Origin of the sequence: Faecalibacterium intestinale (genome assembly GCF_040096575.1) — a bacterium.
Taxonomy (GTDB): Bacteria; Bacillota; Clostridia; order Oscillospirales; family Ruminococcaceae; genus Faecalibacterium; species Faecalibacterium intestinale.
Map to the genome: position 1 here is coordinate 42,567 of NZ_JBBMEN010000012.1, position 22,708 is coordinate 65,274.

Genomic DNA, 22,708 nt, shown 5'->3' on the forward strand with positions numbered 1-22,708 from the left:
AGCTGGCATCGCCGTCAAAAAACGTACTCTGTCTTTGCGTTTGCAACGCCGGCAATGGCCAGCCAGTTGTTGGAGCTGTCGTAGCTCCAGCCGGTGCCGGACTGCTTTTCGGGCAGACCGTCCGCGCCGATCTCGATCGTAACGACGGGATTTGTTGTTTCCTCGTTCGTACCGGCAGCTGTCGTCTCTGCTGCCGCAGCAGACGTCCCAGCATCTGCAAATGCAGATACCGGGAGGATGGAGAGCACCATACTGAGCGCCAGTATCATGCTCACGATGCGTTTTTTCATGATATCCTCTCCTTTGTTGATCGATTTGCCCGGCTGTCCTCCCAAACGGAACAACCGGAACGGACAAAAGGCCAAGTTGAGTATAACACTAAAGTTTATGGAAATAAAGCATTTTCGCCCGCCGCATCTGCCAAAATTTGGTACAAAAATATGGGCAAAATCACCATACGGGGGCTTAACTCCCTCAGTCAAAACCTGACGGTTTTGCCAGCTCCCTCGAAAATTACCCCTTCCGTCTGCTCCCGTTGGTCGCGCAGCGTCCTCGCCCTCTCAGTCAAAGCCTGTCGGCTTTGGGAGAGGTGGATGCGAACGTAGTGAGCAGACGGAGAGGGCGAGGTTGCTTCCCGCAGTGCCGCCGCTTCCGCAGGAAGCAAGCGCTGCAAATGCCGCTTGCCGCCGCGACTTCTTCCGTAAAAAAGCAGTTCCGAAACGCCCGCAGGCGTTTCGGAACTGCAATAATAAAGTATAATTTCCGCTTATTTGCCCGCCAGCAGCACCGCCAGCACGGCTTTCTGGACGTGCAGACGGTTCTCTGCTTCGTCAAAGATCTCGTCCGCGTGCTGCTCGAACAGGGCGGTGGAGATCTCCTCGCCCCGGTGGGCGGGCAGACAGTGCAGCACCAGCGCGCCCGGCTTTGCGTTTTCCAGCAGACGGCCGGTGAGCTGGAAGCCCACAAAATCCCGCAGACGCTGCTCGCTTTCAGCCGTGCCGGGGGCAGTGGTGTTCCACGCGGCGGTGGCTACAATGTCCGCATCCCGCAAGCCCTCGGCGGGGTCGGTGGTCAGGTGGAAGGCATTGCCGTATTCGTGGGCAAACATCAGCACATCCGCTGCCGGGCGGTAGCCCGGGGGACAGACGCAGGATACCTGCATCCCCGCCAGCAAGCCGCCCACGATCAGGCTGTTTGCCATGTTGCTGCCATCGCCCACAAAGCAGAGCTTCAGCCCCGCCAGCGTGCCCCGGCGCTCCCGGATGGTCATCAGGTCAGCCAGCACCTGACAGGGGTGGGCGTAGTCGGTAAGGCCGTTGATCACCGGAATGCCGGAAAGCTCCGCCAGCTCTTCCAAATCCCGCTGGCGGTAGGTGCGCCAAACGGCGCAGTCGTAGTAGCGCCCCAGCACCCGGGCGGTGTCCCGCAAAGGCTCGCCACGCCCGGCCTGCAGCTCGGCGGTGTTTATGTAGTTGCCAAGGCCGCCCATCTGGTACACGCCCACCTCAAAGCTGGTGCGGGTGCGGGTGGATGCCTTGGAGAACAGCAGCGCCACGCTTTTGCCCGCCAGCAGCGGCTCGGTGCGGCCTGCCTTGCAGTCCGCTTTCAGCTGGTCTGCCACATCCAGAATATGGGTCAGCTCGGCAGGGGAAAGGTCGCCCATTTTCAGCAGATTTTTCATGCCTGCTCCTTCGGAGCGGTCGGCTCCATCGTGCCCAGCACCTCGGCCAGCACCTCCAGCGCCATGTCTACTTCGTGCTCGGAGACGGTAAGCGGCGGCAGCAGACGCAGCCGGGTCTTTGCGGTAAGCACCAGCAAGCCTTTTTCGCGGCAGGCAGCCAGCACATCCGCAGCCTGCACGTCAAAGAATTCGATGCCCACCATCAAGCCGATGCCGGAAATGTTCTTGACGTGGGGCAGCTTTGCCAAGCCGGTGCGCAGCTGTACGGCGCGCTCGCTGACCTGTGCAAGGAAGCTCTGGTCCAGACGATCCACCACCACGTTGGCTCCGGCGCATACCACCGGATTGCCGCCGAAGGTAGAGCCGTGGGTACCGGGGCCCATGCCCTCGGCTACCTTTTCATTCATCAGCACCGCGCCGATGGGCAGGCCGCCGCCCAGCCCCTTGGCAAGGGTGACGATGTCCGGCTTGAGGTTATAGTGCTCGCAGCACAGGAAGGTGCCGGTGCGGCCTACGCCGGTCTGCACTTCGTCCACGATGAGCACAAGGTCTTTTTCGTCGCACAAAGCGCGCACGGCCTGCACATACTCCGGGTCCAGCGCCATCACGCCGCCCTCGCCCTGAATCAGCTCCATCATCACGGCGCAGGTGTGGCGGTCTACCAGTTCCCGCAGCGCTTCGATATCCCCCGCCGGGACGTACTGGAAGCCCTCGTTGAAGGGGCCGAAGTAGTTATGGAACACCTCCTGCCCGGTGGCGGTCAGGGTGGCAAGGGTGCGGCCATGGAAGCTGTTGACCAGCGTGATGACATTGTAGCGGTCCTTGCCGTAATGGTCCACGCTGTACTTGCGGGCGGCCTTGATAGCGCCCTCGTTGGCTTCGGCGCCGGAGTTGCCGAAGAACACCTTACTCATGCCGGTGCGCTTGCACAGCTTTTTCGCCAGCTTGCCGCAGGGTGCGGTATAGTAGAGGTTGGAGGTGTGCTGCAGCTTGTGTGCCTGCTGGGACACGGCTTCTGCCCATGCAAGGTCGCAGTAGCCAAGGCTGTTTACCCCGATGCCGCTGGTGAAGTCCAGATACTTCTGTCCCTCAGGGCCCTCGGCGTACAGCCCGTGGCCTTTTTCCAGCACGATGGGGCTGCGGTTATAGGTGTGCAGGACGTACTCGTTGTCCCGCTTGATGACTTTTTCAGAATCCATAGGTGTACCTCCTGTAACATGGAGCGATTGCGCAAAGCCTTGCGGCTGACGCTCGGAACATTGCTGCACACGGGCAGCGTCCTCGCCCTCTCAGTCATCGCTGCGCGATGCCAGCTCCCCCAAAGTGGGAGCCCTTGGCAGTCCATGCAAACTTCATCTCTTTGCCAAGGTCTCTCCCTTTGAGGAAAGACTTCCCCCGCACCGGGGGAAGATGTCGCGCAGCGACAAAAGGGGGAGTGTGTCACCGCAGGTGACGGAGAGGGCGAGCCCGCTAAAATAAAAGCATCAGCATTATGCCAACCGCCGCGCAGCAGCGGAGCGGTTTCGTTGCCTTTATTATAACTTTCCGCCGGCGATTGCGCAATCTTTTTATTCGCGGTGGCTGCGGCGGTAGAAGCGGGTACCGGAGCCGCGGTCGGAGAACAGTTCCAGCAGGATGGAGTGCGGCACGCGGCCATCAATGATGACCGCTTCGTGCACGCCCTGATAGATGGCATCCGCCATGCCGCCGATCTTGGGGATCATGCCGCCCGCAATGATGCCGGCGGACTTGTAGCCCTCGATCTCGGTCACTTCCACCTCGGGGATGAGGGTGGTCTCGTCCTCCTTATCCCGCAGCAGACCCGCGATATCGGTCATGGACACCAGCTTTTCCGCCTTGAGGGCAATGGCGATCTGCGCCGCGGCGGTGTCCGCATTGACGTTGTACGCCTGCCCGAGGTCATCCATGCCCACGGTGGCGATCACCGGGATAAAGCCGCCGTCCAGCAGGCTTTCGATCAGGGTGGCGTCCACATGGACGATCTCGCCCACATGACCCAGCTGGGGGTCCAGCTCGGTGCAGCGGAGCATCTGTCCGTCCATGCCGCACAGACCCACGCCGCGCCCGCGCAGCTTTGCCACAAGGTCCTTGTTCACCTTACCGGCCAGCACCTGCTGCACGATCTCCATGGTGGCATCGTCCGTCACCCGCAGACCGTTTGCAAAATGGCTCTCCACGCCCACCTTCTTGAGCATCTCGTTGATGGCGGGGCCGCCGCCGTGCACCAGCACTACCCGCACGCCCAGCAGCGTCAGGGTGACAAGGTCGTTCATCACGGCGTTTTTCAAGCTCTCGTTGATCATGGCGTTGCCGCCGTACTTGATGACCATGGTTCTGCCATGGTACTTTTGGATATAAGGGGTGGCTTCCGAAAAAAGCCGCGCCATTTCTTCGTTTTTCATCTGTTTCGCGCTCCTGTCAGGTTCTGTAATCGCCGTTGATCTTCACATAGTCGTAGGTCAGGTCACAGCCCCATGCCTTGGCGCTTGCATCGCCGGTGCCCATATCCACCTTGACCAGAATATCGTGCTCTGCCAGCACCTTGGCGGCTTCGTCCTCGCTGTAAGGGTGGTAGGCGGCGTTCTCGCACACATACACCTCGCCCGCCTTGCTGGAAAGCCAGACGCAGACTTTATCAATGGAGAAATCGCCGGGGGTGTAGCCGATGGCGCACAGGATGCGTCCCCAGTTGGCATCGCGGCCAAAGACCGCCGCCTTGAACAGGTTGGAGCAGACCACGCTGCGGCTGACGGCGCGGGCGGTCTTGAGGTCGGGCGCGTGGGTCACCTCGCAGGTGATCAGGTGGGTGGCACCCTCGCCGTCTCCGGCGTGCTCGGCGCACATATGCTCTGCAATGGCGGTCAGCGCTGCCACAAAGGCGGCGTAGTCCGCGTTCTCCTCGCAGATCTCCGGGTTACCCGCAAGACCGGATGCCATGATGATGAGGGTATCGTTGGTGGAGGTGTCCAGATCCACGCTCATCTGGTTATAGGTGCCGGGCACAACGGTCTTGAGCGCCTTTTCCAGCAGCGCGGGCGAGACGGCGGCGTCGGTGGTGTAGAACGCCAGCATGGTAGCCATGTTGGGGGCGATCATGCCGCTGCCCTTGCCGATGGCACCCACAGTGCACACCTTGCCGCCCAGCTCGAACTGGATGGCGTACTCCTTTTTATGGGTGTCGGTGGTCATGATGGCAGTGGCGGCGTCCGTGCTGCCCTGCGCGGTGGCAGCCAGCTTTTCTGCCGCTGCCGGGATTCCCCGGGCAAAGGGGTCGATGACCATGGGCTGACCGATGACGCCGGTGGAGGCGGGCAGAACGTCCTTTTCGTCCATGTTCAGCGCCTTGCCCACCAGTGCACAGCACTCCTCGGCCAGTGCCACGCCGTTGGCGGCGCAGGTATTGGCGTTGCCGCTGTTTACCACGATGGCCTGTGCATAGCCATCGGCCAGATGGGCGCGGTCCACCTTGATGGGCGCACCGCAGACCTTGTTGGTGGTGTACACGCCCGCAGCAGCGCAGCGCACCTCGGCCTTGATCAGCGCCAGATCGTATTTTTCGCTGTGATTTGCCCGGATGCCGCAATGGACACCGGCGGCGGCAAAACCCTTGGGCGCGCAGATGCCGCCCGCAACTTCCTTATACTGCATAACGATTTTCCTTTCCCACAAAGAAAAACAAGTTTATTCCAACCCTTTGGTCTCTTCCAGACCCAGCATCAGGTTCATGCACTGGACGGCGGCACCGGAGGAGCCTTTGCCCAGATTATCAAACAGCGAGACCAGCATCATCTGATCTCCGGCGGCGTTCACGGTCAGGTACAGCTCCATACGGTCGGTGCCCGCCATGGCATTGGAGTACAGGCCGTTTTCCGGCAGCGGCTCGTTCAGGCCGTGCACCTTGACGGTGGCAGCGTCCTTGTAGTAGTCCGCAAGGGCGGCAGCTACGGCTTCGGCAGTGGTGCCCGCAAGGCCAAGGTCCAACGGCACCAGCACCTGCATCCCGCAGTAGTAGTCGCACACCACCGGCACGAACATCGGCGTGTGCGCAAGGCCGCTGATCTTCTGCATCTCCGGCAGGTGCTTGTGGCCAAGGCTCAGGCCGTAGCTCTTGGGCGCATCCAGCTTGCTGTGCGCCGGGCGGTCGGGGCTTTCGTAGTCCGCGATCATCTTTTTACCGCCGCCGGAGTAGCCGGAGATGCCGGTGCAGCTGAAGGGGTAGTCCTTTGCCACCAGCCCCAGCTCCACCAGTGGGCGGGCAATGCTGATAAAGCCGCTGGCATAGCAGCCGGGCACCGCCACGCGGTAAGAGTTCTGAATTTTTGCCTTCTGCCCCTTCAGCTCCGGGAATCCGTAGTCCCATGCGGCATCGGTGCGGAAGGCGGTGGAGGTGTCCAGCACCTTCACGTCCGGGCGCAGCAGGGGCATGACTTCTTTAGAAGCTGCATCCGGCAGGCAGAGGAAGGCAAGGTCGGCAGAATTGATGACCTTTGCCCGCTCGTGCACGTCCTTGCGCCCTTCGGCGGAGATGGACAGCAGCTCGATCTCCGGGCGGGCTGCCAGACGGTCGGCAATGCGCAGGCCGGTGGTGCCGGAAGAGCCATCAATAAATACCTTTACCTTCATGCGTTTTCCTCCTCCCATGCGTCCAGCCGCGCCGTTGCCAGCGCGATCTGGCGCTGGACGCTGGCGGCGCTGGGGCCGCCGTAGCTGGTGCGTCCCTCGCAGCAGTGCACAAGGTCGATGGCATCATAGATATCGTCCTCAAACAGCGGGCTGTAGGTCTGGAACTGGGTCAGGGTCAGCTCTTCCAGCGTTTTGTCGGCAGCAATGCAGTCCGACACCATGCAGCCGGTCAGCTTGTAGGCATCCCGGAAGGGCATCCCCTTCTTGGTCAGGTAGTCGGCGCAGTCGGTGGCGTTGATAAAGCCCTTTGCGGCGGCGCGGCGCATATTGGCGGGCAGGGTCTTCATGGTATCCAGCATGGGGGTGATGGTCTTGAGACAGAGTTCCAAGGTATCCACTGCATCAAAGATGGCTTCCTTGTCCTCCTGCATATCCTTGTTGTAGGCCAGCGGCAGGCCCTTCATCATCACCAGCAGGGTGTTCAGGTCGCCGTACACGCGGCCGGTCTTGCCGCGGATCAGCTCCGTGACATCCGGGTTTTTCTTCTGGGGCATGATGGACGAGCCGGTGGTAAAGGCATCGTCCAGCTCGATGAACTTGAACTCCCAGCTGCACCACAGGATGATCTCCTCCGAAAGGCGGGACAGGTGCATCATGCAGATGGAGATGGCGCTTGCCAGCTCGATGCAGAAATCACGGTCGGACACGCCGTCCAGACTGTTGGCACAGGGGGCGGCAAAGCCCAGCTTTTCGGCGGTGAAATCCCGGTCCAGCGGGTAGGTGGTGCCTGCCAGTGCGCCAGAGCCCAGCGGGCACTGGCTGTCCATGCGGGCGGTGGCGTCCGCAAAACGGTCAAGGTCGCGCAGCAGCATGGAAGCGTAGGCCATCAGCGCGTGGCCGAAGGTGATGGGCTGGGCGCGCTGCAGGTGGGTATAGCCGGGCATGACGGCGGCGGTATTCTCCGCAGCCTTTTTGCACAGCACCCGCACCAGCTCCACGATGTAAGCCTGCAAAGTTTTGCTGTAATCCCGCAAAGTCAGGCGGATATCCAGCGCCACCTGATCGTTGCGGCTGCGGCCGGTGTGCAGCCGCTTGCCCGCATCCCCGATGCGGGCGGTCAGGGTCTGCTCCACAAAGGTGTGCACGTCCTCGGCGGCGGGGTCGATGGTCAGCGCACCGCTGGACAGGTCGTCCGCGATGGAGGCCAGACCGCTGAGGATATCCGTGCAGTCCTGCTCCGAGATGATGCCCTGCCGTGCCAGCATGGCGGCATGGACGCCGCTGCCGCGCATATCCTGCGCGATCATCCGCTGATCGAAGCGGATGGAGGAGTTGAAGTCGTTGACGCGGCTGTCCACCGCCTTGGAAAACCGACCCTTCCAGAGTTGTTCTGCCATAATATAAACTCCTTATAAAAACGGCAAAGCCGCCGCAGGGGAAAACGCTCCTGCGGCGGTGCCGCCGGCAACGATGCCGGTGTGAGAACCCGCGTGTGAAAGTGTGAAAACACACGCAGTCGAAAATGTTGCGATTACTTGACCTCCGGCCAGCTCTTGGACAGCTTTGCGCGCTCCTTGATGGACAGGCCGAACAGGTTGATGAAGCCGGTGGCATCGGACTGGTCGTAATCCTTATCGACGCCGAAGGAAGCGGTCTGCTCATCGTACAGGGTGAACGGAGAGGTGACGCCGGCGTTGATCATGTTGCCCTTGTAGAGCTTCAGCTTCACATCACCGGTCACGGTCTTTTCCAGACTGTCGGCAAAGGCATCCAGTGCCTCGCGCAGCGGGGTGAACCACTGGCCGTTGTACACGATGTCGGCGTACTTCTGTGCCAGCTGTGCCTTGAAGTGAGAGCTTTCCTTGTCCAGCGTGATGGTCTCCAGCACGTCGATGGCCTTGTACAGGATGGCGCCGCCGGGGGTCTCGTACACGCCGCGGCTCTTCATGCCCACCAGACGGTTCTCCACGATGTCCAGCAGACCAATGCCGTTTGCGCCGCCCAGCTTATTCAGGTACTCCACCAGCTCCACAGCGCCCATCTCCTTGCCGTCCACGGCAGTGGGGATGCCCTTTTCAAAGTGAATGGTCACATAGGTGGGAACATCGGGTGCCTGCTCGGGGCTGACACCCAGCTCCAGGAAGCCGGGCTTATTGTACTGGGGCTCGTTGGCGGGGTTCTCCAGATCCAGACCCTCGTGGCTCAGATGCCACAGGTTCTTGTCCTTGGAGTAGTTGGTCTCACGGTTGATCTTCAGGGGGATGTTGTGCGCCTCGGCGTAGTCGATCTCCTCGTCACGGCTCTCGATGTCCCACTCACGCCACGGAGCAATGATGGCCATATCCGGGCACAGTGCCTTGAGGGTCAGCTCAAAACGCACCTGATCGTTGCCCTTGCCGGTGCAGCCGTGGCAGATGGCATCTGCACCCTCCTTGATGGCGATGTCTGCCAGCGCCTTGGCGATGCACGGACGTGCAAAGCTGGTGCCCAGCAGGTAGTCCTCGTACTTCGCGCCGAACTTCAGGGTGGGGAAGATGTAGTTCTCCACAAAGTCCTTCTTCAGGTCCAGCACATACAGCTTGGATGCGCCGGTAGCCTTGGCCTTTTCTTCCAGACCGTCCAGCTCGGTGCCCTGACCCACGTCACCGGAAACAGCAACGACCTCGCAGTTGTTGTAGTTTTCCTTCAGCCAGGGAATGATAATGGAGGTATCCAGACCGCCGGAGTAAGCCAGCACGACTTTTTTGATGTTTTCCTTTTTCATGATAAACGCGCTCCTTTTAATAAAAATACACTTTTGTTCTCTGATGCGCATTTCCCTTCGCATCCTCTGTCTTTCGTTTGCGGTTGATGCTTTTATTATACGCAGTGCGGGTTTTCCGTCAATGCTAAAAACTGCCAAACATAGCGCCCGTTTCGCTTTTCTTTTGGTTTAATCTGTATCTTTATGCAAATACTTTTAAATATATGCGCTTTTTATGCAATTTGAGTGTATTTTTTCATGGGGTATTGCGGGGACTCCCTCAGGCAAAGCCTGACGGCTTTGCCAGCTCCCTCGGGGAGGGAGCCTCTGGCGCGGCGGTAAAGTTTGCGGTCAAACCATAAAGCTTATGGGTGCGCTAAAGCCTTCCCCCGGTCGGGGGAAGGTGGATGCGAACGCAGTGAGCAGACGGATGAGGGCGCAGGCAAGCAGCAGCTTACGGCAAATTACCCCTCATCCGGCGCTGCGCGCCACCTTCCCCCCAAGGGGTGAAGGCTTCAGCGGTAGCGGCAAACTTTGCGGTTTAGCCGGAAACTGTGCCACCATGCCAAAGGCCCCATCCCAGAGGGGGCTGGCACGGCGCAGCCGTGACTGGGGGAGTTCGTCCCCCTACAAACAAAACCACCGGAGCATCCGCAGATGCTCCGGTGGTTTAACTATAACTATTTAGTTCAGCTTCAAATCGCCTTCCTTGATCCAGCCCAGCTTGCGCTCCACCGCGCAGAACACCACGCTGAGCACGGCGGGCAGCACAAAGCACAGCAGCACCATAGCAGCCCAGTCCATGGGGGTGATGGCGGCCTTGGTACCGGCGGCAATGTCGCTGACCCAGCCGGTGTAAACGCCGATCTGACCCACCAGACCGCAGGTGCCCATGCCGGAGGACACCGCCGCGCCGTTCATCTCAAAGTGGAACAGACAGGTAGCCAGCGGGCCGGTGATGGCACTGGCCAGCGTGGGGGCGATCCAGATGCGGGGGTTCTTGATGATGTTGCCCATCTGCAGCATACTGGTGCCCAGACCCTGACTGACAAGGCCGCCCACGCCGTTCTCCTTGTAGCTCATCACGGCAAAGCCCACCATCTGGGCGCAGCAGCCTGCCACGGCAGCGCCGCCTGCAAGGCCGGTCAGACCCAGTGCGGCGCAGATGGCAGCGGAGGAGATGGGCAGGGTCAGCGCCACGCCCACGATGACCGACACCAGAATGCCCATGACCAGCGGAGCCTGCTCGGTGGCCCACATGATCAGGGTGCCCACCTGACTTGCGGCTGCACCGATGGGGGCGGCGATGAGCATGGACAGCCCGACGCCCGCAAAGATGGTCACCAGCGGGGTGACAAGGATATCCACCTTGGTCTCCTTGCTCACGGCCTTGCCCAGCTCTGCCGCCACAATGGCAATGATGAGCACAGCCAGCGGGCCGCCTGCGCCGCCCAGCGCATTGGCCGAGTAGCCCACGGTGATCAGGCTGAACAGCACCAGCGGCGGGCAGTGCAGTGCCCAGCCGATGGCACAGGCCATGGCGGGGCCGCTCATGGCAGTGGCGTAGCCGCCCAGATCCACCAGCAGGGCAAGACCGGTCTGCTGACCCACCGTCTTGATGATGGTGCCGATCAGCAGGCTGGCGAACAGACCCTGTGCCATTGCGCCCAACGCGTCAATGAGGTAACGCTGCGGAGAGATGACGATATCTTTCCGCGCCAAAAATTCTTTCAGCTTCGACATAAAACTTGCCTTTCTATCCAAAACAGATCGTTAAAGTTACGAACGTATGCCCTGTATCATACCATACACCTGTCAAGACAGCAAGGGGTTGCTGGAAAAAATGTGAAATTTCGGCTTTGTGCAATGTTCTGCCCTGCCGGAACGTATTCCATTTGGAACATTTTCCGACACACTGCCCCGGTGGAGAATTTGTGTAGAAGCCCGCTGTGCCGTTGACTGCTCCCCGCGTGCGGGTGTATACTAAAGGAAACGTAAAGTTATCATCCGCCGTCCTTTTTATCCTGAATCCATGGGCGGCGTGGAATAAAAGCAGGCCCGCCCCGGGCAAGGGGGCAAAGACCCGGGCAGCGCTACGCTGCACCACCGGGAGATTCGGAGGCAGAGACGACAGATGAAAAAACGATTTGACCGATCCGGCACAGCCCGCCGCAAAGCGGCGGCAGCCGTTGCAGCGCTGACCATGGCGCTGGTTCTGGCTGTGGGCGGCGCAGGGGCAGCGACCCTGCTGTCTGCACAGCCGGAGACTTTGACCGTGGGTGCAGTCGTGCCCCACATCACCGCCGAGGTACCGCAGGCAAGCAGCCCGGCAGCAGCCGACCCTGCTCCAGCAGCGGAGAGCACAGTGACCGCCGCCCCGGAGCCGGCAGCAGAAAGCGCCGCACAGCCGCAGCAGACTGCGCCCGCCCCGGAACAGACAGAAAAGCCGGAAACCACTGAAACCGCCCCGTCTGCACCGGAAGAAACCGCCAAAGCACCGGAAGCCCCGGCGCAGCCCGCCGGGGACGCCGCACTGGAAGAGGAGAACTCCCCCGCCATGCTGCTGGAGGAGACCCCGGAGCTGGCCGCACAGGACCCGCAGGCTCCCGCAGCGGACGGCACCGCCCAGAACGACACCGCCAGCCAGCACACCCCGGAGGGCAGCGTGCTGCTGACCCCGGAGCAGATCCAGCAGGCACTGGATTCCGGCGCGCTGGAGGATGCCGAAGCACAGTGCATCGACCTGACCGATGAAAACGGTTTTTTCCGGTGGCTGTTCAACTGGCTGTTCGGCACCAAAGACAAGGAAGAAGAACCCGCCTACTCCGGCTGGCGCACCGAGAACGGCAAGACCTACTACTACGCGCAGGACACCAACAAAAAGGTCACCGGTCTGCGCTCCATTGACGGCAAGCTGTATTATTTTGATGCCAACGGCGTAAAGCAGGACAACGTGACCTTTGGCATCGACGTGTCCAAGTATCAGTCCGGGCTGGACTGGAACAAGATCAAAAAATCCGGCGTGAGCTTCGTCATCATCCGCATCGGCTACCGTGGCTACGGTGCTGCGGGAAACCTGGTCAAGGACCCCATGTTCGAAGAGCACTTCACCAATGCCCGCAACGCGGGACTGAAGGTGGGCGTGTATTTCTTTACGCAGGCCGTAAACGAGGCCGAAGCGCAGGAGGAGGCCGAGGGCTGCAACTGGGCGCTGAACGGCCGGATGCTGGACTACCCCATTTTCTATGACACCGAGGCTTCCACCGCTCCGGGCGGCACCGGTCGCGCTGACGGTCTGGGCGTTGAGGATCGCACCAAGTGCGCCATCGCCTTCTGCGAGCGGGTAAAGGAGCTGGGCTACAAGCCCGGCGTGTACGCTTCCACCACATGGTACCGCAAGCGGGTGGACTACAACACCCTGCGCAGCCGCTACACCATCTGGAACGCCCACTACGGCGTCTCCTCCAGCCCCATCGGCTGTGATCTGTGGCAGGGCACCGAGAAAGCCCGCATCAACGGTTACAGCGGCGAGCTGGACGCCAATATCAGCTATATCGGGTAACAACCCAAAGGCTGCTGCACACGCTCTGTGCAGCAGTTTTTTTCTTGCCGTGGGACGATTTTAAATGGCCGCCGCGTGCGCTTTGGCCATATTCAGCGGAAAGAATATTTTTTATTTTGGGTTTCAGGAAAGTCTGCGGACTTTCCTGAAACCCTTTTTCACAGGGAGGGACAAATCGGTAAACATCTGCTGCTTGTCTTTACGACCCCACTCGTGAAAATGCGTTTGGAGCGCTCCGCAGAGCGCGACAAACGCGAAATTTAAAATAATTATTCCGCTGATGATGTGCAGAGCGCAGCGGAGCACATTCTAAATCGTCCCCCCTGCCGCAAAAACAGGGCATACTCCCCTGTTTTTGTGCATAAGCTGGTGGCAGAGTATGCAAGCGCAAATGGCGGGGAGGCATGGGGATATGTTTGTGGTAACACTGAGCAAGACGAGCCTGAAAAAACTGGGAGCAGGGGCGGCGTGCTGCGCACTGGTGGTGTTCAGCGCCATGCTGGGACGATTCATCAGTACCCGGACGGTGGCAGTAGCTGCCCCGGTGAACCGTATCGAGAGCGCGCAGGACATCCAGACATGGTTCACCGGCTACGGGCTGGAGGTGGACGGCGCGTCCATTACGGCGGATAAGGTCAAAATTCCCCGCAAGTGGGACGACAGCTTTTCCGCTTTCAACGGGGTGGTGCAGCAAAGCGGCATGGATCTTGCCCGCTACAAGGGCAAAACGGTGGAAAAATGGTCGGCGCTGCTCCCGGCGGCAAGCAGCGGCGAGACCAGCCGCTACGGGGTGCTGCTGGTGTACAAAAAGAAAGCCGTGGGCGCGTATCTGCTGGAAAAGCCCTCCGGCACGGTGCTGGGGCTGCAGGACGCCCAGAACGAGCTGGCAAAGCAGACCTCCGGCGAGGATTACAGCGGCGACTGGGGCGAGCGGCACGATGAGCAGCTGACCGACAGCACCGCACAGCAGACCTCCGGCGAGCCGGAGACAGCGCCCGAAGCCGCCCCGCAGGCAGCGCCCTACACCGAGCTGCCGCTGGACGCAGAAGGGTACCCCGTGGAATAGGGACGGCATCCGGGGGAAAAACGACCTTTTTTAAGCTCTTGTCCGGCAGTTGCACAAACTGCCTAGTTTTTACAAACGATTCGACAAAAATTAGACAAAACACGGATTTTTGTCGCATCCGTATGTTCAAATATAACAAAAAATTCTTGTAAAAATCGGCAATATGAAACGGTGCAAAAATACCGGGACGGGTTTATAATAGTAGTATACCAATCCCCATTGGCAAAGCCATGCTCCGGGACTGAATGTGCAGTCCGGGCAGAGGGATCAAGTAAGGAGAAAATGATTATGAAGGAATTTCAGTACACTGTTAAGGATGCCTGCGGCATCCATGCCCGTCCCGCCGGTCTGCTGGTCAAGACCGTGAAGGGCTTTGCAAGCACCGCTACCCTCGAGAAGGACGGCAAGAGCTGCGATATGCGCAAGCTGATGGCTCTGATGGGCATGGGCGTCAAGCAGGGCGAGACCGTGACCATCAAGGTCGAAGGCGATGATGAAGAAGCAGCCGCAGAGGCCATCCAGAAGTTCCTGAGCGAGAACGTCTGAGCCGCGGCGTAAAAGCCGAGCCCTCGCGGGAAAACTGCGGGGGCTTTTTTGACAAAATGCCGGGCGCTGTATGCCCCGGCTGTAAGTGGAAGGAGAACGTGCTATGCAGGTAGGCACCGGCAAAAGCGTGCTCAATGGCATCGCCATTGGCAAGCTGAAGATCTATAAGAAAAAAGATACCGCGATTTCCACCGCTCCCGTGGCAGATACCGCCGCAGAACTGGAGCGTTTTGAAGCTGCCCGCCAGAAGGCCATTGAGCAGCAGACCGCCCTGTACGAAAAGGCACTGGCAGAAGCCGGTGAGGACATTGCCGAGGTGTTCAACATCCACGCCATGATGCTGGATGACGACGACTTTGTGGATGCCATCAAGGAGATCATCAACGGGCAGAAGATGTGCGCCGAGTACGCCGTCAAGACCGCCGGCAACAATCAGGCTGCGGTGTTCTCTGCCATGGACGACCCGTATCTGCAGGCCCGCAGCGCGGATGTGCTGGACATTGCGCAGGCCATGCTGGACATTCTGCAGGGGGTGGACAACGCTTCCCTGCAGGGCACCGAGCCCAGCATTCTGGTAGCCGAGGATCTGGCTCCCTCCGAGACCGTGCGCATGGACAAGAGCCTGTTGCTGGGCTTTATCACCCGCGAGGGCAGCTCCAACAGCCACACCGCCATTCTGGCACGCAGCATGAACATCCCCGCCCTGATCCAGTGCAAGGACATTCAGGAGGACTGGGACGGCAAGATGGCTGTGGTGGACGGCTACAACGCCTGTGTGTATGTGGACCCCACCCCCGACCTGCTCAAGAGCCTGAAAAAGCGCCAGCAGGAGGACCAGAAAAAGCAGGCTCTGCTGCAGGAGCTGAAGGGCAAGCCCAACACCACGCTGGACGGCAAGACCATCAATGTGTTTGCCAACATCGGCGGCATGGGCGATGTTGGCGCTGTGCAGCAGAACGACGCCGGCGGCGTAGGTCTGTTCCGCACCGAGTTCGTCTACCTGAACTGCAAGGACTTCCCCACCGAGGACTACCAGTTCGAGGCTTACAAGCAGGTGGTGGAAAGCCTTGCACCCCGCAAGGTCGTTGTGCGCACCTGTGATATCGGCGCAGATAAGACCGTGGATTACATGAAGCTGGATCACGAGGATAACCCCGCGCTGGGCTACCGCGCCATCCGCATCTGCCTGACCCGCAAGGACTTCTTCAAGACCCAGCTGCGCGCGCTGCTGCGTGCTTCCGCCTACGGCAACATGAGCATCATGTTCCCCATGATCACCAGCCTGCGGGAACTGCAGGACGCCAAGGCTGTTCTGGAAGAGTGTCGCGCCGAGCTGACCGCCGAGGGCGTCAAGATGGGACAGAACATTGAAGTGGGCACCATGATCGAGACCCCCGCCGCCGTGCTCATCGCGGACGAGCTGGCCGCCGAGTGCGACTTCTTCTCCATCGGCACCAACGACCTGACCCAGTACACCTGTGCACTGGACCGCCAGAACGCAAAGCTGGAGCCTTTCTTCAACCCGCACCACCCCGCCGTGCTGCGCGCCATCAAGATGACCATTGAAGCCGGTCACCGCCACGGCATCTGGGTAGGCATCTGCGGCGAACTGGGCGCTGACACCGCCCTGACCGAGACCTTCCTGCGCATGGGCGTGGACGAATTGTCCATGAACGCCAAGAGCATCCTGCCGGTGCGCAAGATCATCCGCAGCGTAGACCTGAGCAAGCCCTCTGAGAAGGCCTGATGATCCTTCTGACATAAAACAACACCGGAGCATCTTCGGATGCTCCGGTGTTGTTTTTTTATTCTTACTCTCCTCTTGCCAGCGCCTGCAGCTTCTGCTTATCCAGCACCTGCACGCCGCCGCGGTACAGCCGCACCCAGCCCTCCTGCGCAAAGTATTTGAGCATCCGGCTCACCACCTCGCGGGCAGAGCCCATGTACCTTGCCATCTGGTCGTGGGTCATGCGGACATCCTCGCCGCCGGTCTTGGCAAGCTCATCGGTCAAAAAGATCGCCAGCCGCCGGTCGGCGCTCATGAACAGAATTTGCTGCATCGTCCACATGGTGTCGGAAAAGCGCTCTGCCGTCATCTGGTAGGCGTAGCAGCGCACATAGACGTTCTCCTGCATCAGCTGCCGGAAGATGCCCGCGCTGATGCACAGCGCTTCGGTGTCCTCCTCGGCGTCGATGTAAAGGTCGATGTTCACCGCATCCATCACGCAGGAGGCGGACAGGATGCACACCTCCCCGCCGAACAGGCGGTACAGCGTCACATCTCTGCCGTCCTCGGACAGCAGATAGGAGCGCAGCTGCCCGCTGCGCAGCAGCAGAATGCCCACGCAGCTTTCCAGCGGGCTGTGCACCCGGGCACCCTTGGCGTAGTGCACCGGGCGGGTAAAGCGGCACAGCCGCTCCTGCTCTTCCGGGGTCAGCTGCTCCCAGAACGGGAACGCACAGGCCAGACACCGGGCGTGCGGAGATGTTTCTGCCATACGGCTCACCCCTTTCGCAGCGCCTTGGCGGCTTCCGTGCCCGCCAGCGCGCCCTCATAGACCGCTTTTGCCACCTGTAACAGCCCGCCGGTACAGTCGCCGGCGGCGTACAGGCCGGGCACGGTGGTCTGCATTTTGTCATCCACCACGATGCGGCTGCCCTCTACGGCAGCGCCCAGCTTCCGGGCAAGTGCGGTGCTGCCCGCCACGCCCAGCGCCACGAACACGCCGGATACCTCCCGCACCGCACCGCCTGCCAGCTGCACGCCGGTGACGGTCTGTTCGCCCAGAATGGCTTCCACCTTCTGGGTGCAGACGGTCACCTCGGGCGGGAAATCTGCGGTCAGGGCTGCGCCGTCCGTCAGCAGGGTGACGCTTTTCACCACCGGCAAAAGCGCCTGCACCTCATGCAGGGCGTACTCGCCGCTGCCCAGCACCGCCACGTCCTTTCCACGGTAGAAAAAGGCGTCGCAGGCGGCGCACCAGCTTACGCCGTGCCCTTCCAGCCCGGTCAGCCCCGGGATGCGGGGCACGGCGCGGGAAGCGCCCGTGGCCAGAATGACCGCGTCTGCCGGGTACGCGCCCGCCAGCGTTTCCACGGTCAGGCGGTCGGTCCATGTCAGCCCCACGGCCTCGGTCTGCACGAACTGCACCCCCAGCCGCCGGGCGTTCTCGATGCTGCGGCGTTCCAGCTCCGGCCCGGAGACCGGCTGGGCAAAGCCGTAATAGTTTTCGATCTTTTCGGCGCGCGCCAGCGCCCCGGAACCCTTGGTCAGCACGGTGGTCTGCACCCCGGCGCGCACGGCGTACAAAGCGGCGGACACCCCCGCCGGGCCGGAACCTACAATAACAATGTTGGACATGGTGTTGCTCCTTTGCATGGTTCATTGCCCTTATTATACACCAAAGCCGCGCAGATTTCTGTGACCGGGTCGCAAAAACTTTTTGAGCGGCGGGCACTGTTCAAGCCCCGGGGCGTGTGCTATACTGTTGTCATGTTGAAATTTCTGCCACAGGGGGCTTTTGCTTTATGTCCAAACAACGTCTGCTTTTTATCACCACCGGCGGCACCATTGCCAGCGTGCGCACCCAGCAGGGGTTAAAGCCCGTGCTTACCAGCGAGGAACTGCTTGCCCATCTGCCGGAATTGAAGGAGCTGTGCTGCCCGGAAACGCTGGCGCTGTGCAGCATCGACAGCACCGACCTCGGGCAGGAGCACTGGCTCATGATGGCACGCGCCATTCAGGAAAACTATGCCTTATACGATGGCTTTATCATCTGCCATGGCACGGATACGCTGGCGTATTCTGCGGCGGCGCTCTCTTATCTGATTCAAAATGCGGATAAGCCCATCATCCTTACCGGCGCACAGCAGCCCATCTCCAACGAGATCACGGATGCCAAGAAAAACCTGCGGGACAGCGTAGTCTGCGCCATCGACCCGGGCAGCCGGGGCGTGATGGTGGTGTTCGGCGGGCACGTCATCGCGGGCACCCGCGCCAAAAAGAACAAGACCATCAGCTACGACGCCTTTGCGTCGGTCAACTTCCCGGAGCTGGCGCTGGTGCAGGGCGACCGGCTGGTGCGGTACATCCCCTCGCCGTGGCCCACCGGGCCAGTGGAGTTCAGCCGCACGCTGGACAGCCGGGTGTTCCTGCTCAAGCTGACGCCGGGGATGTCCCCGGCGCTTATCCCGGAGATCTTCCGTCTGTACGACTGCGTCATCGTAGAAAGCTTCGGCGTGGGCGGCATCCCGCAGCAGCTGATGGACGCCTTTGCCGCCGGGCTGGGCGATTACGAGACCACCCACAAGGTGCTCATCATGACCACGCAGGTCACCTACGAGGGCAGCGATGTGGGCGTGTACGAGGTGGGCAAGCGGGTGCGCAACCGCTTCCGCTTTTTGGAAGCCCACGATATGACCATCGAGGCCGTGGTGACCAAAAGTATGTGGCTGCTGGCGCAGAACTGCGAAAGCTTTGACCAGCTGCAGCAGCGGTTCTACCGTCAGGTGAACTTTGACACCTTCTACCACTGAGCTGCTTTTTTCAGAATACCAGCTGCACCAGCAGTACATAGCAAAGGGTGCCCCCGGCTACGCTGAGCAGGGTCTGGTGCTTCCACTTGTGCAGCGCGATGGTTGCCAGCAGCGCAAGCGCTTCCGGGATGCCGTGGCTGCCGGAGAACGGGGTAACGCCCTTCAGGCAATAAACGATGAGCATCCCGAAGATGGCGGCGGGCAGCACCCGCCCCAGATACCGCACCACCTCCGGCGGCTGCTGCTCCTTGCTGGAAAAGATCAGAAACGGCAAAAAACGGGTAAGCATGGTGGCGGCGGTGCACACCGCAATGGTAAGCCCCATCTGAACTGCTGTCATTCTTCTACCTCCCCGGCTGCTTTTTCCATCGGACGGCGCAAAGCCAGCAGCAGCACCAGAATGCCAGCCATGGACGGCAGCAGAAAGCTGCCGGAACCGAATACTGCCAGACATACCAGCGGCACGGCAAGCCCGATCAGGGCACTGCCGTGCTGCTGATCTTTTTCCCACTGGTTCAGGAAGATGACCGTGAACATTGCGGTCATGACAAAATCCACGCCCTCGGTGCTGAAGGGCAGTACGGTGCCCAGCGCAGCCCCAAGCCCGGCGCTGCCCACCCAGTAAAGCTGATCCAGCAGGGTGATGAAGAACATAAACCAGCCCTTGTCCACCCCTTCCGGCGGCGTTGCCGAGCAGGTGATGGAAAAGGTCTCGTCGCTCATGGCAAAGATCATGTAAAAGCTGCGCCAGCCGTAGCCCTTATAGCGTTCCAGCATGGCAAGGCCGTAGAACAGGTGCCGCGCCTGAATCATCAGCGCCATTAAAAAGGCCGACAGCGGCGAGAACGCGCCCAGCAGCAAACTTGCCAGCACGAACTCCAGCGAGCCGCCGTACACGACAGTGCCCATGAGCATGGGCATCCACACCGGCAGCCCCAAGGACTGCACATAGATGCCGTAGCCCAGCCCCAGCACAAAATAACCCGCCAGCACCGGGATGGTCTGCGGAAAAGCCGCCCACAGCGCCCGCAGGCAGGGGTGCGGCAGGGCGGGAGAAACGGTTCGGGACAGATGCTGCATAGAAAAGCTCCTTGCTTTGCGGGTTCAGCGGGCGGTGCGCCCATATACCCACATATATTGTATGAAATAAGTGATTTCTATTATAGCACATCCCGGTACTTTTGCAAGACGGCGGGCATTCATGAAAAAACGATCCTCACGGCCGAAAGCCGTGAGGATCGTTTTTTAAACACTTTTTACTCTACATCTTCATCTGCGAAGATCCACAGCACCTCGTTGATATGGGAGCCGCTGCGGGAGTAGGGGGTCACACGGATGCAGAAGCTGCGGCCATCCGTCTTGCGGTAGCGGTGCTCCAGCAGGTTGCTGCTGAACACGGTGCTGCGCACAAGGCCGAAATCGAACAACTTTGCAAAGTTTTCTCTGTCCTCGGGCGCTACCAACGTGTCGCGGTAGTTGGTCAACGCAGCGCGGAAAGAGCCGCCGCAGGTGTCCAGAACGGACTGGAAGTCGTCCGGCACAATAACGGGGCGCACGGTGTCCTCCTGCAAGTCCACCACGATTACGGTCTTGTATTTGGGGGCAAGCACCTTCAAAAAGTGCTCGGCGTCCCGCTTTTCCTGCAGGGTGCGCTCCATCTTTTCGTTCAGGCCTTCCAGCTGGCGGGCACGGCCGTTGTGCTCGTAGTAGGTCTGCCGGTCCTGCCGCATGGCAGCCTCGGCCTTGGCCACGGCCTCGTCCACACGGCGCAGGTCGGTGGTCTGCTGGATGCCTACCGAGATGGCGTAGTCCTTTTCCTTCAGGAAGGCGCGCATCCGGTCTGCGGTGCTCCACACACTGTAAGGCGGCTCGTTGGGGGTAAGGATGATAAATTCATCACTGCCAATGCGGTACACCCGGCTGGTGGCAAAGAACTTGCGGGCGGCGTTTGCCAAGCAGCACAGCAGGGTGTCGCCGCTGCGGTGTCCCAGATGCTCGTTCACCTCGTGCATCCCGACTACATCAATGTAGGTGCACACCACGGATTCGTACCCGCTGTGGGGAAGCTCCCGCAGGTCGGCTTCGTACCGGCTGCGGTTGGCAAGGCCGGTCAGGGTGTCGTGGCTGTAAGAGAAGTCCAGCTCCTCGCTGAGCTGGTCGGCCTGTGCGTCGTTGCGCACCAGCACGGTCGCCCATGGGTTCTGGGCGCAGCAGCCCCGGCAGGGCAGCACCTCTGTGGTGACCCAGACGTACTGACCGGACACGTTCTCGCGGTAGCGGTAGAACTCCGGCGCAGTGGCGTGGTACAGCACAGAGCGCAAGGCTTCCAGATCGGTCTGCTCCAAAAACAGGTCTGCGTCCTCCTCGTGCACGATCTTCTCGTTCACCATGCGGTCGCAGTAGTTGACAAAATCCTCTTCTTTTTCCAGATCTGCGCCGGGCAGGCGGGCGTCCCGCTTGATCACCCGGTACACACCTGTGGCAAGGTTCAGCAGCGAGATCTCCAGCACGTTGTCGGTAAAGATCTGGTAGGCCTGCAAGGCCAGCGCAGTCTTTTCGGTGCCCGGGTTTTCCACCCGGCGGTCGCGGCGCATCAGGTCGCGGCGCAGATCCCAGTAATCCTGATTGGTGGGATCTGCCAGCAGTTTTTCGGCGTTTTCCACCGGCATGGGCTTGAAGAAATAGTAGCCCTGCGAGTACAGGCAGTCCGCCGCCTGCAGCATGGACACCTGCTCCGGGGTCTCCACGCCCTCGGCGATAATGGGCAGGTTCAGCCGGTGCGCCATATCCACCACCGACTCCACGATCTGCACGCCCTTGCTGCGGTTCTCCTGATTCATGTCGATGAGCTTCATGTCCAGCTTGATGGCATCGACGTTGGTATCCTTGAGCATATTCAGCGAGGAATACCCGCTGCCGAAATCGTCCATCATCACCGAGAAGCCCTTGCGGTGCAGTCCCTGAATGGCGTTTTCCACCATCTGGGTGTCCTCGGCCACCATGGTCTCGGTGATCTCAGCCAGCAGGAGCTTTGGCTCCAGCTTATATTTTTCCACCAGATCTGCAAAGATCTGCGGCACATCCAGGTTCAGGATATCCTGCACCGAAACGTTCACCGACACCGGCACAAGGTTGCTGCCGCTTTCCTGCCACTTCTGCAGGGTCTGGCAGACAGATTCCCAGATGTACTGGTCCAGCCTTGTCACAAGGCCGGTGCGCTCCAGCAGCGGCATGAACTCGGCGGGGGGGACACAGCCCCGGGTGGGGTGGTTCCAGCGCACCAGCGCTTCCATACCCACGATGGCGCGGGTGATGCTGTTACACTTGGGCTGCAAAAAGAAGCAGAATTCGTGGTTGTCCAGTGCGCGCTCCAGCTCACCCAGCAGCTGCTGCTGTTCTTTCAGCTCGTTGAGCATGGTGGGCTCAAAGCGGTGCAGGTAGCCGCTGTCCGTCGTTACACCGGCGATCTGGGCATAGTTGCACAGGGTGGCGGCATCCGCACCGGGGTTTGCCTGCACGGGGCACACGCCCATTACCACAAAGAAGGTGACGTCCTGTCTGCCGGCAGCCATGCACGCCTGCAGCGTGGCAAGCACGGCGGTCTGCTCGGCTTTTTCGTCCGGCAGGCACAGGAAAAAGTCATCATTTCCAAAATAGCCCACAGGATAGCCGGTCTGCTTGCTGTAGCCCAGCAGACAGTTTGCCATAGTCTCCAGCAGAACATCGCCCTTTTCGGTGCCGTAAAGCTCGTTATAAAGCTTGAAGTGCTGGATATCCACAGCGGCGACAGCCCATTCCGTTCCCTGATGCGCGGTCAGGAATGTATGCAGGGCCTGTAAAAATGCGTCCTTGCGGTCGATCCGCTGTAACGCAGCAGATGCCGGTGCGGCAGCATCTGTTTTGGTCTTCCGTTCCTCTGACATGACGATT

20 protein-coding genes are annotated in these 22,708 nt (G+C 60.4%); 6 read left to right on the forward strand and 14 right to left on the reverse strand.

Annotation, left to right across the window (positions count from 1 at the left end; genetic code table 11):
• Positions 1-14 precede the first annotated feature (14 nt).
• The 9 genes from WMO20_RS09260 to WMO20_RS09300 form a co-directional block, all read right to left on the reverse strand.
• A complete protein-coding gene (locus tag WMO20_RS09260) occupies positions 15-290 on the reverse strand; it encodes a hypothetical protein (RefSeq protein WP_349186610.1) in 276 nt (91 codons plus the stop codon).
• A gap of 476 nt (positions 291-766) precedes the next feature.
• Positions 767-1,681, reverse strand: coding sequence for an ornithine carbamoyltransferase (gene argF / locus WMO20_RS09265; protein ID WP_349186612.1), 915 nt, complete (start codon positions 1,679-1,681; stop codon positions 767-769).
• Complete coding sequence (locus tag WMO20_RS09270; protein WP_113992464.1) at positions 1,678-2,880, reverse strand: aspartate aminotransferase family protein; 1,203 nt, start codon at positions 2,878-2,880, stop codon at positions 1,678-1,680. The genes argF and WMO20_RS09270 overlap by 4 nt, the downstream gene beginning before the upstream one ends.
• Positions 2,881-3,249: 369 nt before the next feature.
• On the reverse strand, positions 3,250-4,104 hold the full coding sequence (gene argB, locus WMO20_RS09275; protein ID WP_055186682.1) for an acetylglutamate kinase: 855 nt from the start codon (positions 4,102-4,104) through the stop codon (positions 3,250-3,252).
• Between the two features lie 16 nt (positions 4,105-4,120).
• Positions 4,121-5,350, reverse strand: coding sequence for a bifunctional glutamate N-acetyltransferase/amino-acid acetyltransferase ArgJ (gene argJ / locus WMO20_RS09280; protein WP_349186613.1), 1,230 nt, complete (start codon positions 5,348-5,350; stop codon positions 4,121-4,123).
• 33 nt (positions 5,351-5,383) lie between these two features.
• Positions 5,384-6,325, reverse strand: coding sequence for an N-acetyl-gamma-glutamyl-phosphate reductase (argC, locus tag WMO20_RS09285; RefSeq protein ID WP_316540083.1), 942 nt, complete (start codon positions 6,323-6,325; stop codon positions 5,384-5,386).
• Positions 6,322-7,722 (reverse strand): argininosuccinate lyase, encoded by a 1,401-nt coding sequence (gene argH / locus WMO20_RS09290; protein ID WP_316540084.1) that lies wholly within the window; start codon positions 7,720-7,722, stop codon positions 6,322-6,324. The genes argC and argH overlap by 4 nt, the downstream gene beginning before the upstream one ends.
• A gap of 134 nt (positions 7,723-7,856) precedes the next feature.
• Complete coding sequence (locus WMO20_RS09295) at positions 7,857-9,089, reverse strand: argininosuccinate synthase (RefSeq protein ID WP_349186618.1); 1,233 nt, start codon at positions 9,087-9,089, stop codon at positions 7,857-7,859.
• Between the two features lie 663 nt (positions 9,090-9,752).
• Positions 9,753-10,811, reverse strand: coding sequence for a PTS sugar transporter subunit IIC (locus WMO20_RS09300; protein WP_113992470.1), 1,059 nt, complete (start codon positions 10,809-10,811; stop codon positions 9,753-9,755).
• 391 nt (positions 10,812-11,202) lie between these two features.
• Here WMO20_RS09300 and WMO20_RS09305 point away from each other — a divergent pair, with 391 nt between their 5' ends.
• The 5 genes from WMO20_RS09305 (at position 11,203) to ptsP (ending at position 15,989) form a co-directional block, all read left to right on the forward strand.
• Positions 11,203-12,630, forward strand: coding sequence for a GH25 family lysozyme (locus WMO20_RS09305; protein WP_349186625.1), 1,428 nt, complete (start codon positions 11,203-11,205; stop codon positions 12,628-12,630).
• Positions 12,631-12,657: 27 nt separating this feature from the next.
• Entirely contained in the window at positions 12,658-12,894 is a 237-nt protein-coding gene (locus WMO20_RS09310) for a hypothetical protein (RefSeq protein ID WP_349186628.1), read from the forward strand.
• A gap of 148 nt (positions 12,895-13,042) precedes the next feature.
• Positions 13,043-13,696, forward strand: coding sequence for a DUF4830 domain-containing protein (locus WMO20_RS09315; protein WP_349186631.1), 654 nt, complete (start codon positions 13,043-13,045; stop codon positions 13,694-13,696).
• A 282-nt stretch (positions 13,697-13,978) separates the two neighbouring features.
• The gene (locus WMO20_RS09320; RefSeq protein ID WP_112091379.1) at positions 13,979-14,242 is read left to right on the forward strand and encodes an HPr family phosphocarrier protein; all 264 of its coding nucleotides are present in this window, start codon (positions 13,979-13,981) and stop codon (positions 14,240-14,242) included.
• Between the two features lie 103 nt (positions 14,243-14,345).
• Positions 14,346-15,989 (forward strand): phosphoenolpyruvate--protein phosphotransferase, encoded by a 1,644-nt coding sequence (gene ptsP, locus WMO20_RS09325; protein ID WP_113992473.1) that lies wholly within the window; start codon positions 14,346-14,348, stop codon positions 15,987-15,989.
• A gap of 64 nt (positions 15,990-16,053) precedes the next feature.
• Here the strand turns inward: ptsP and WMO20_RS09330 are convergent, their stop codons facing one another.
• Positions 16,054-16,740, reverse strand: a complete 687-nt coding sequence (locus WMO20_RS09330; RefSeq protein WP_308563952.1) for a Crp/Fnr family transcriptional regulator — start codon at positions 16,738-16,740, stop codon at positions 16,054-16,056.
• Positions 16,741-16,745: 5 nt separating this feature from the next.
• Entirely contained in the window at positions 16,746-17,603 is an 858-nt protein-coding gene (locus WMO20_RS09335; RefSeq protein ID WP_349186635.1) for an NAD(P)/FAD-dependent oxidoreductase, read from the reverse strand.
• Between the two features lie 167 nt (positions 17,604-17,770).
• Between WMO20_RS09335 and WMO20_RS09340 the strand changes: the two genes are divergently transcribed.
• On the forward strand, positions 17,771-18,778 hold the full coding sequence (locus WMO20_RS09340) for an asparaginase (RefSeq protein ID WP_308563947.1): 1,008 nt from the start codon (positions 17,771-17,773) through the stop codon (positions 18,776-18,778).
• Positions 18,779-18,788: 10 nt separating this feature from the next.
• Here the strand turns inward: WMO20_RS09340 and WMO20_RS09345 are convergent, their stop codons facing one another.
• The 3 genes from WMO20_RS09345 to WMO20_RS09355 form a co-directional block, all read right to left on the reverse strand.
• Complete coding sequence (locus WMO20_RS09345; protein ID WP_006735387.1) at positions 18,789-19,118, reverse strand: branched-chain amino acid transporter permease; 330 nt, start codon at positions 19,116-19,118, stop codon at positions 18,789-18,791.
• Complete coding sequence (locus WMO20_RS09350) at positions 19,115-19,858, reverse strand: AzlC family ABC transporter permease (protein ID WP_349186637.1); 744 nt, start codon at positions 19,856-19,858, stop codon at positions 19,115-19,117. Before WMO20_RS09350 ends, WMO20_RS09345 begins: the two co-directional genes overlap by 4 nt.
• A gap of 176 nt (positions 19,859-20,034) precedes the next feature.
• Entirely contained in the window at positions 20,035-22,701 is a 2,667-nt protein-coding gene (locus WMO20_RS09355; protein WP_349186638.1) for an EAL domain-containing protein, read from the reverse strand.
• Between the last annotated feature and the right edge of the window lie 7 nt (positions 22,702-22,708).

What these genes read in the sequence shown, in the direction of transcription:
- WMO20_RS09260 (WP_349186610.1), bottom strand. Translation starts at nt 290, where the DNA reads ATGAAAAAACGCATCGTGAGCATGATACTGGCGCTCAGTATGGTGCTC.
- argF (WP_349186612.1), bottom strand. Translation starts at nt 1,681, where the DNA reads ATGAAAAATCTGCTGAAAATGGGCGACCTTTCCCCTGCCGAGCTGACC.
- WMO20_RS09270 (WP_113992464.1), bottom strand. Translation starts at nt 2,880, where the DNA reads ATGGATTCTGAAAAAGTCATCAAGCGGGACAACGAGTACGTCCTGCAC.
- argB (WP_055186682.1), bottom strand. Translation starts at nt 4,104, where the DNA reads ATGAAAAACGAAGAAATGGCGCGGCTTTTTTCGGAAGCCACCCCTTAT.
- argJ (WP_349186613.1), bottom strand. Translation starts at nt 5,350, where the DNA reads ATGCAGTATAAGGAAGTTGCGGGCGGCATCTGCGCGCCCAAGGGTTTT.
- argC (WP_316540083.1), bottom strand. Translation starts at nt 6,325, where the DNA reads ATGAAGGTAAAGGTATTTATTGATGGCTCTTCCGGCACCACCGGCCTG.
- argH (WP_316540084.1), bottom strand. Translation starts at nt 7,722, where the DNA reads ATGGCAGAACAACTCTGGAAGGGTCGGTTTTCCAAGGCGGTGGACAGC.
- WMO20_RS09295 (WP_349186618.1), bottom strand. Translation starts at nt 9,089, where the DNA reads ATGAAAAAGGAAAACATCAAAAAAGTCGTGCTGGCTTACTCCGGCGGT.
- WMO20_RS09300 (WP_113992470.1), bottom strand. Translation starts at nt 10,811, where the DNA reads ATGTCGAAGCTGAAAGAATTTTTGGCGCGGAAAGATATCGTCATCTCT.
- WMO20_RS09305 (WP_349186625.1), top strand. Translation starts at nt 11,203, where the DNA reads ATGAAAAAACGATTTGACCGATCCGGCACAGCCCGCCGCAAAGCGGCG.
- WMO20_RS09315 (WP_349186631.1), top strand. Translation starts at nt 13,043, where the DNA reads ATGTTTGTGGTAACACTGAGCAAGACGAGCCTGAAAAAACTGGGAGCA.
- WMO20_RS09320 (WP_112091379.1), top strand. Translation starts at nt 13,979, where the DNA reads ATGATTATGAAGGAATTTCAGTACACTGTTAAGGATGCCTGCGGCATC.
- ptsP (WP_113992473.1), top strand. Translation starts at nt 14,346, where the DNA reads ATGCAGGTAGGCACCGGCAAAAGCGTGCTCAATGGCATCGCCATTGGC.
- WMO20_RS09330 (WP_308563952.1), bottom strand. Translation starts at nt 16,740, where the DNA reads ATGGCAGAAACATCTCCGCACGCCCGGTGTCTGGCCTGTGCGTTCCCG.
- WMO20_RS09335 (WP_349186635.1), bottom strand. Translation starts at nt 17,603, where the DNA reads ATGTCCAACATTGTTATTGTAGGTTCCGGCCCGGCGGGGGTGTCCGCC.
- WMO20_RS09340 (WP_308563947.1), top strand. Translation starts at nt 17,771, where the DNA reads ATGTCCAAACAACGTCTGCTTTTTATCACCACCGGCGGCACCATTGCC.
- WMO20_RS09345 (WP_006735387.1), bottom strand. Translation starts at nt 19,118, where the DNA reads ATGACAGCAGTTCAGATGGGGCTTACCATTGCGGTGTGCACCGCCGCC.
- WMO20_RS09350 (WP_349186637.1), bottom strand. Translation starts at nt 19,858, where the DNA reads ATGCAGCATCTGTCCCGAACCGTTTCTCCCGCCCTGCCGCACCCCTGC.
- WMO20_RS09355 (WP_349186638.1), bottom strand. Translation starts at nt 22,701, where the DNA reads ATGTCAGAGGAACGGAAGACCAAAACAGATGCTGCCGCACCGGCATCT.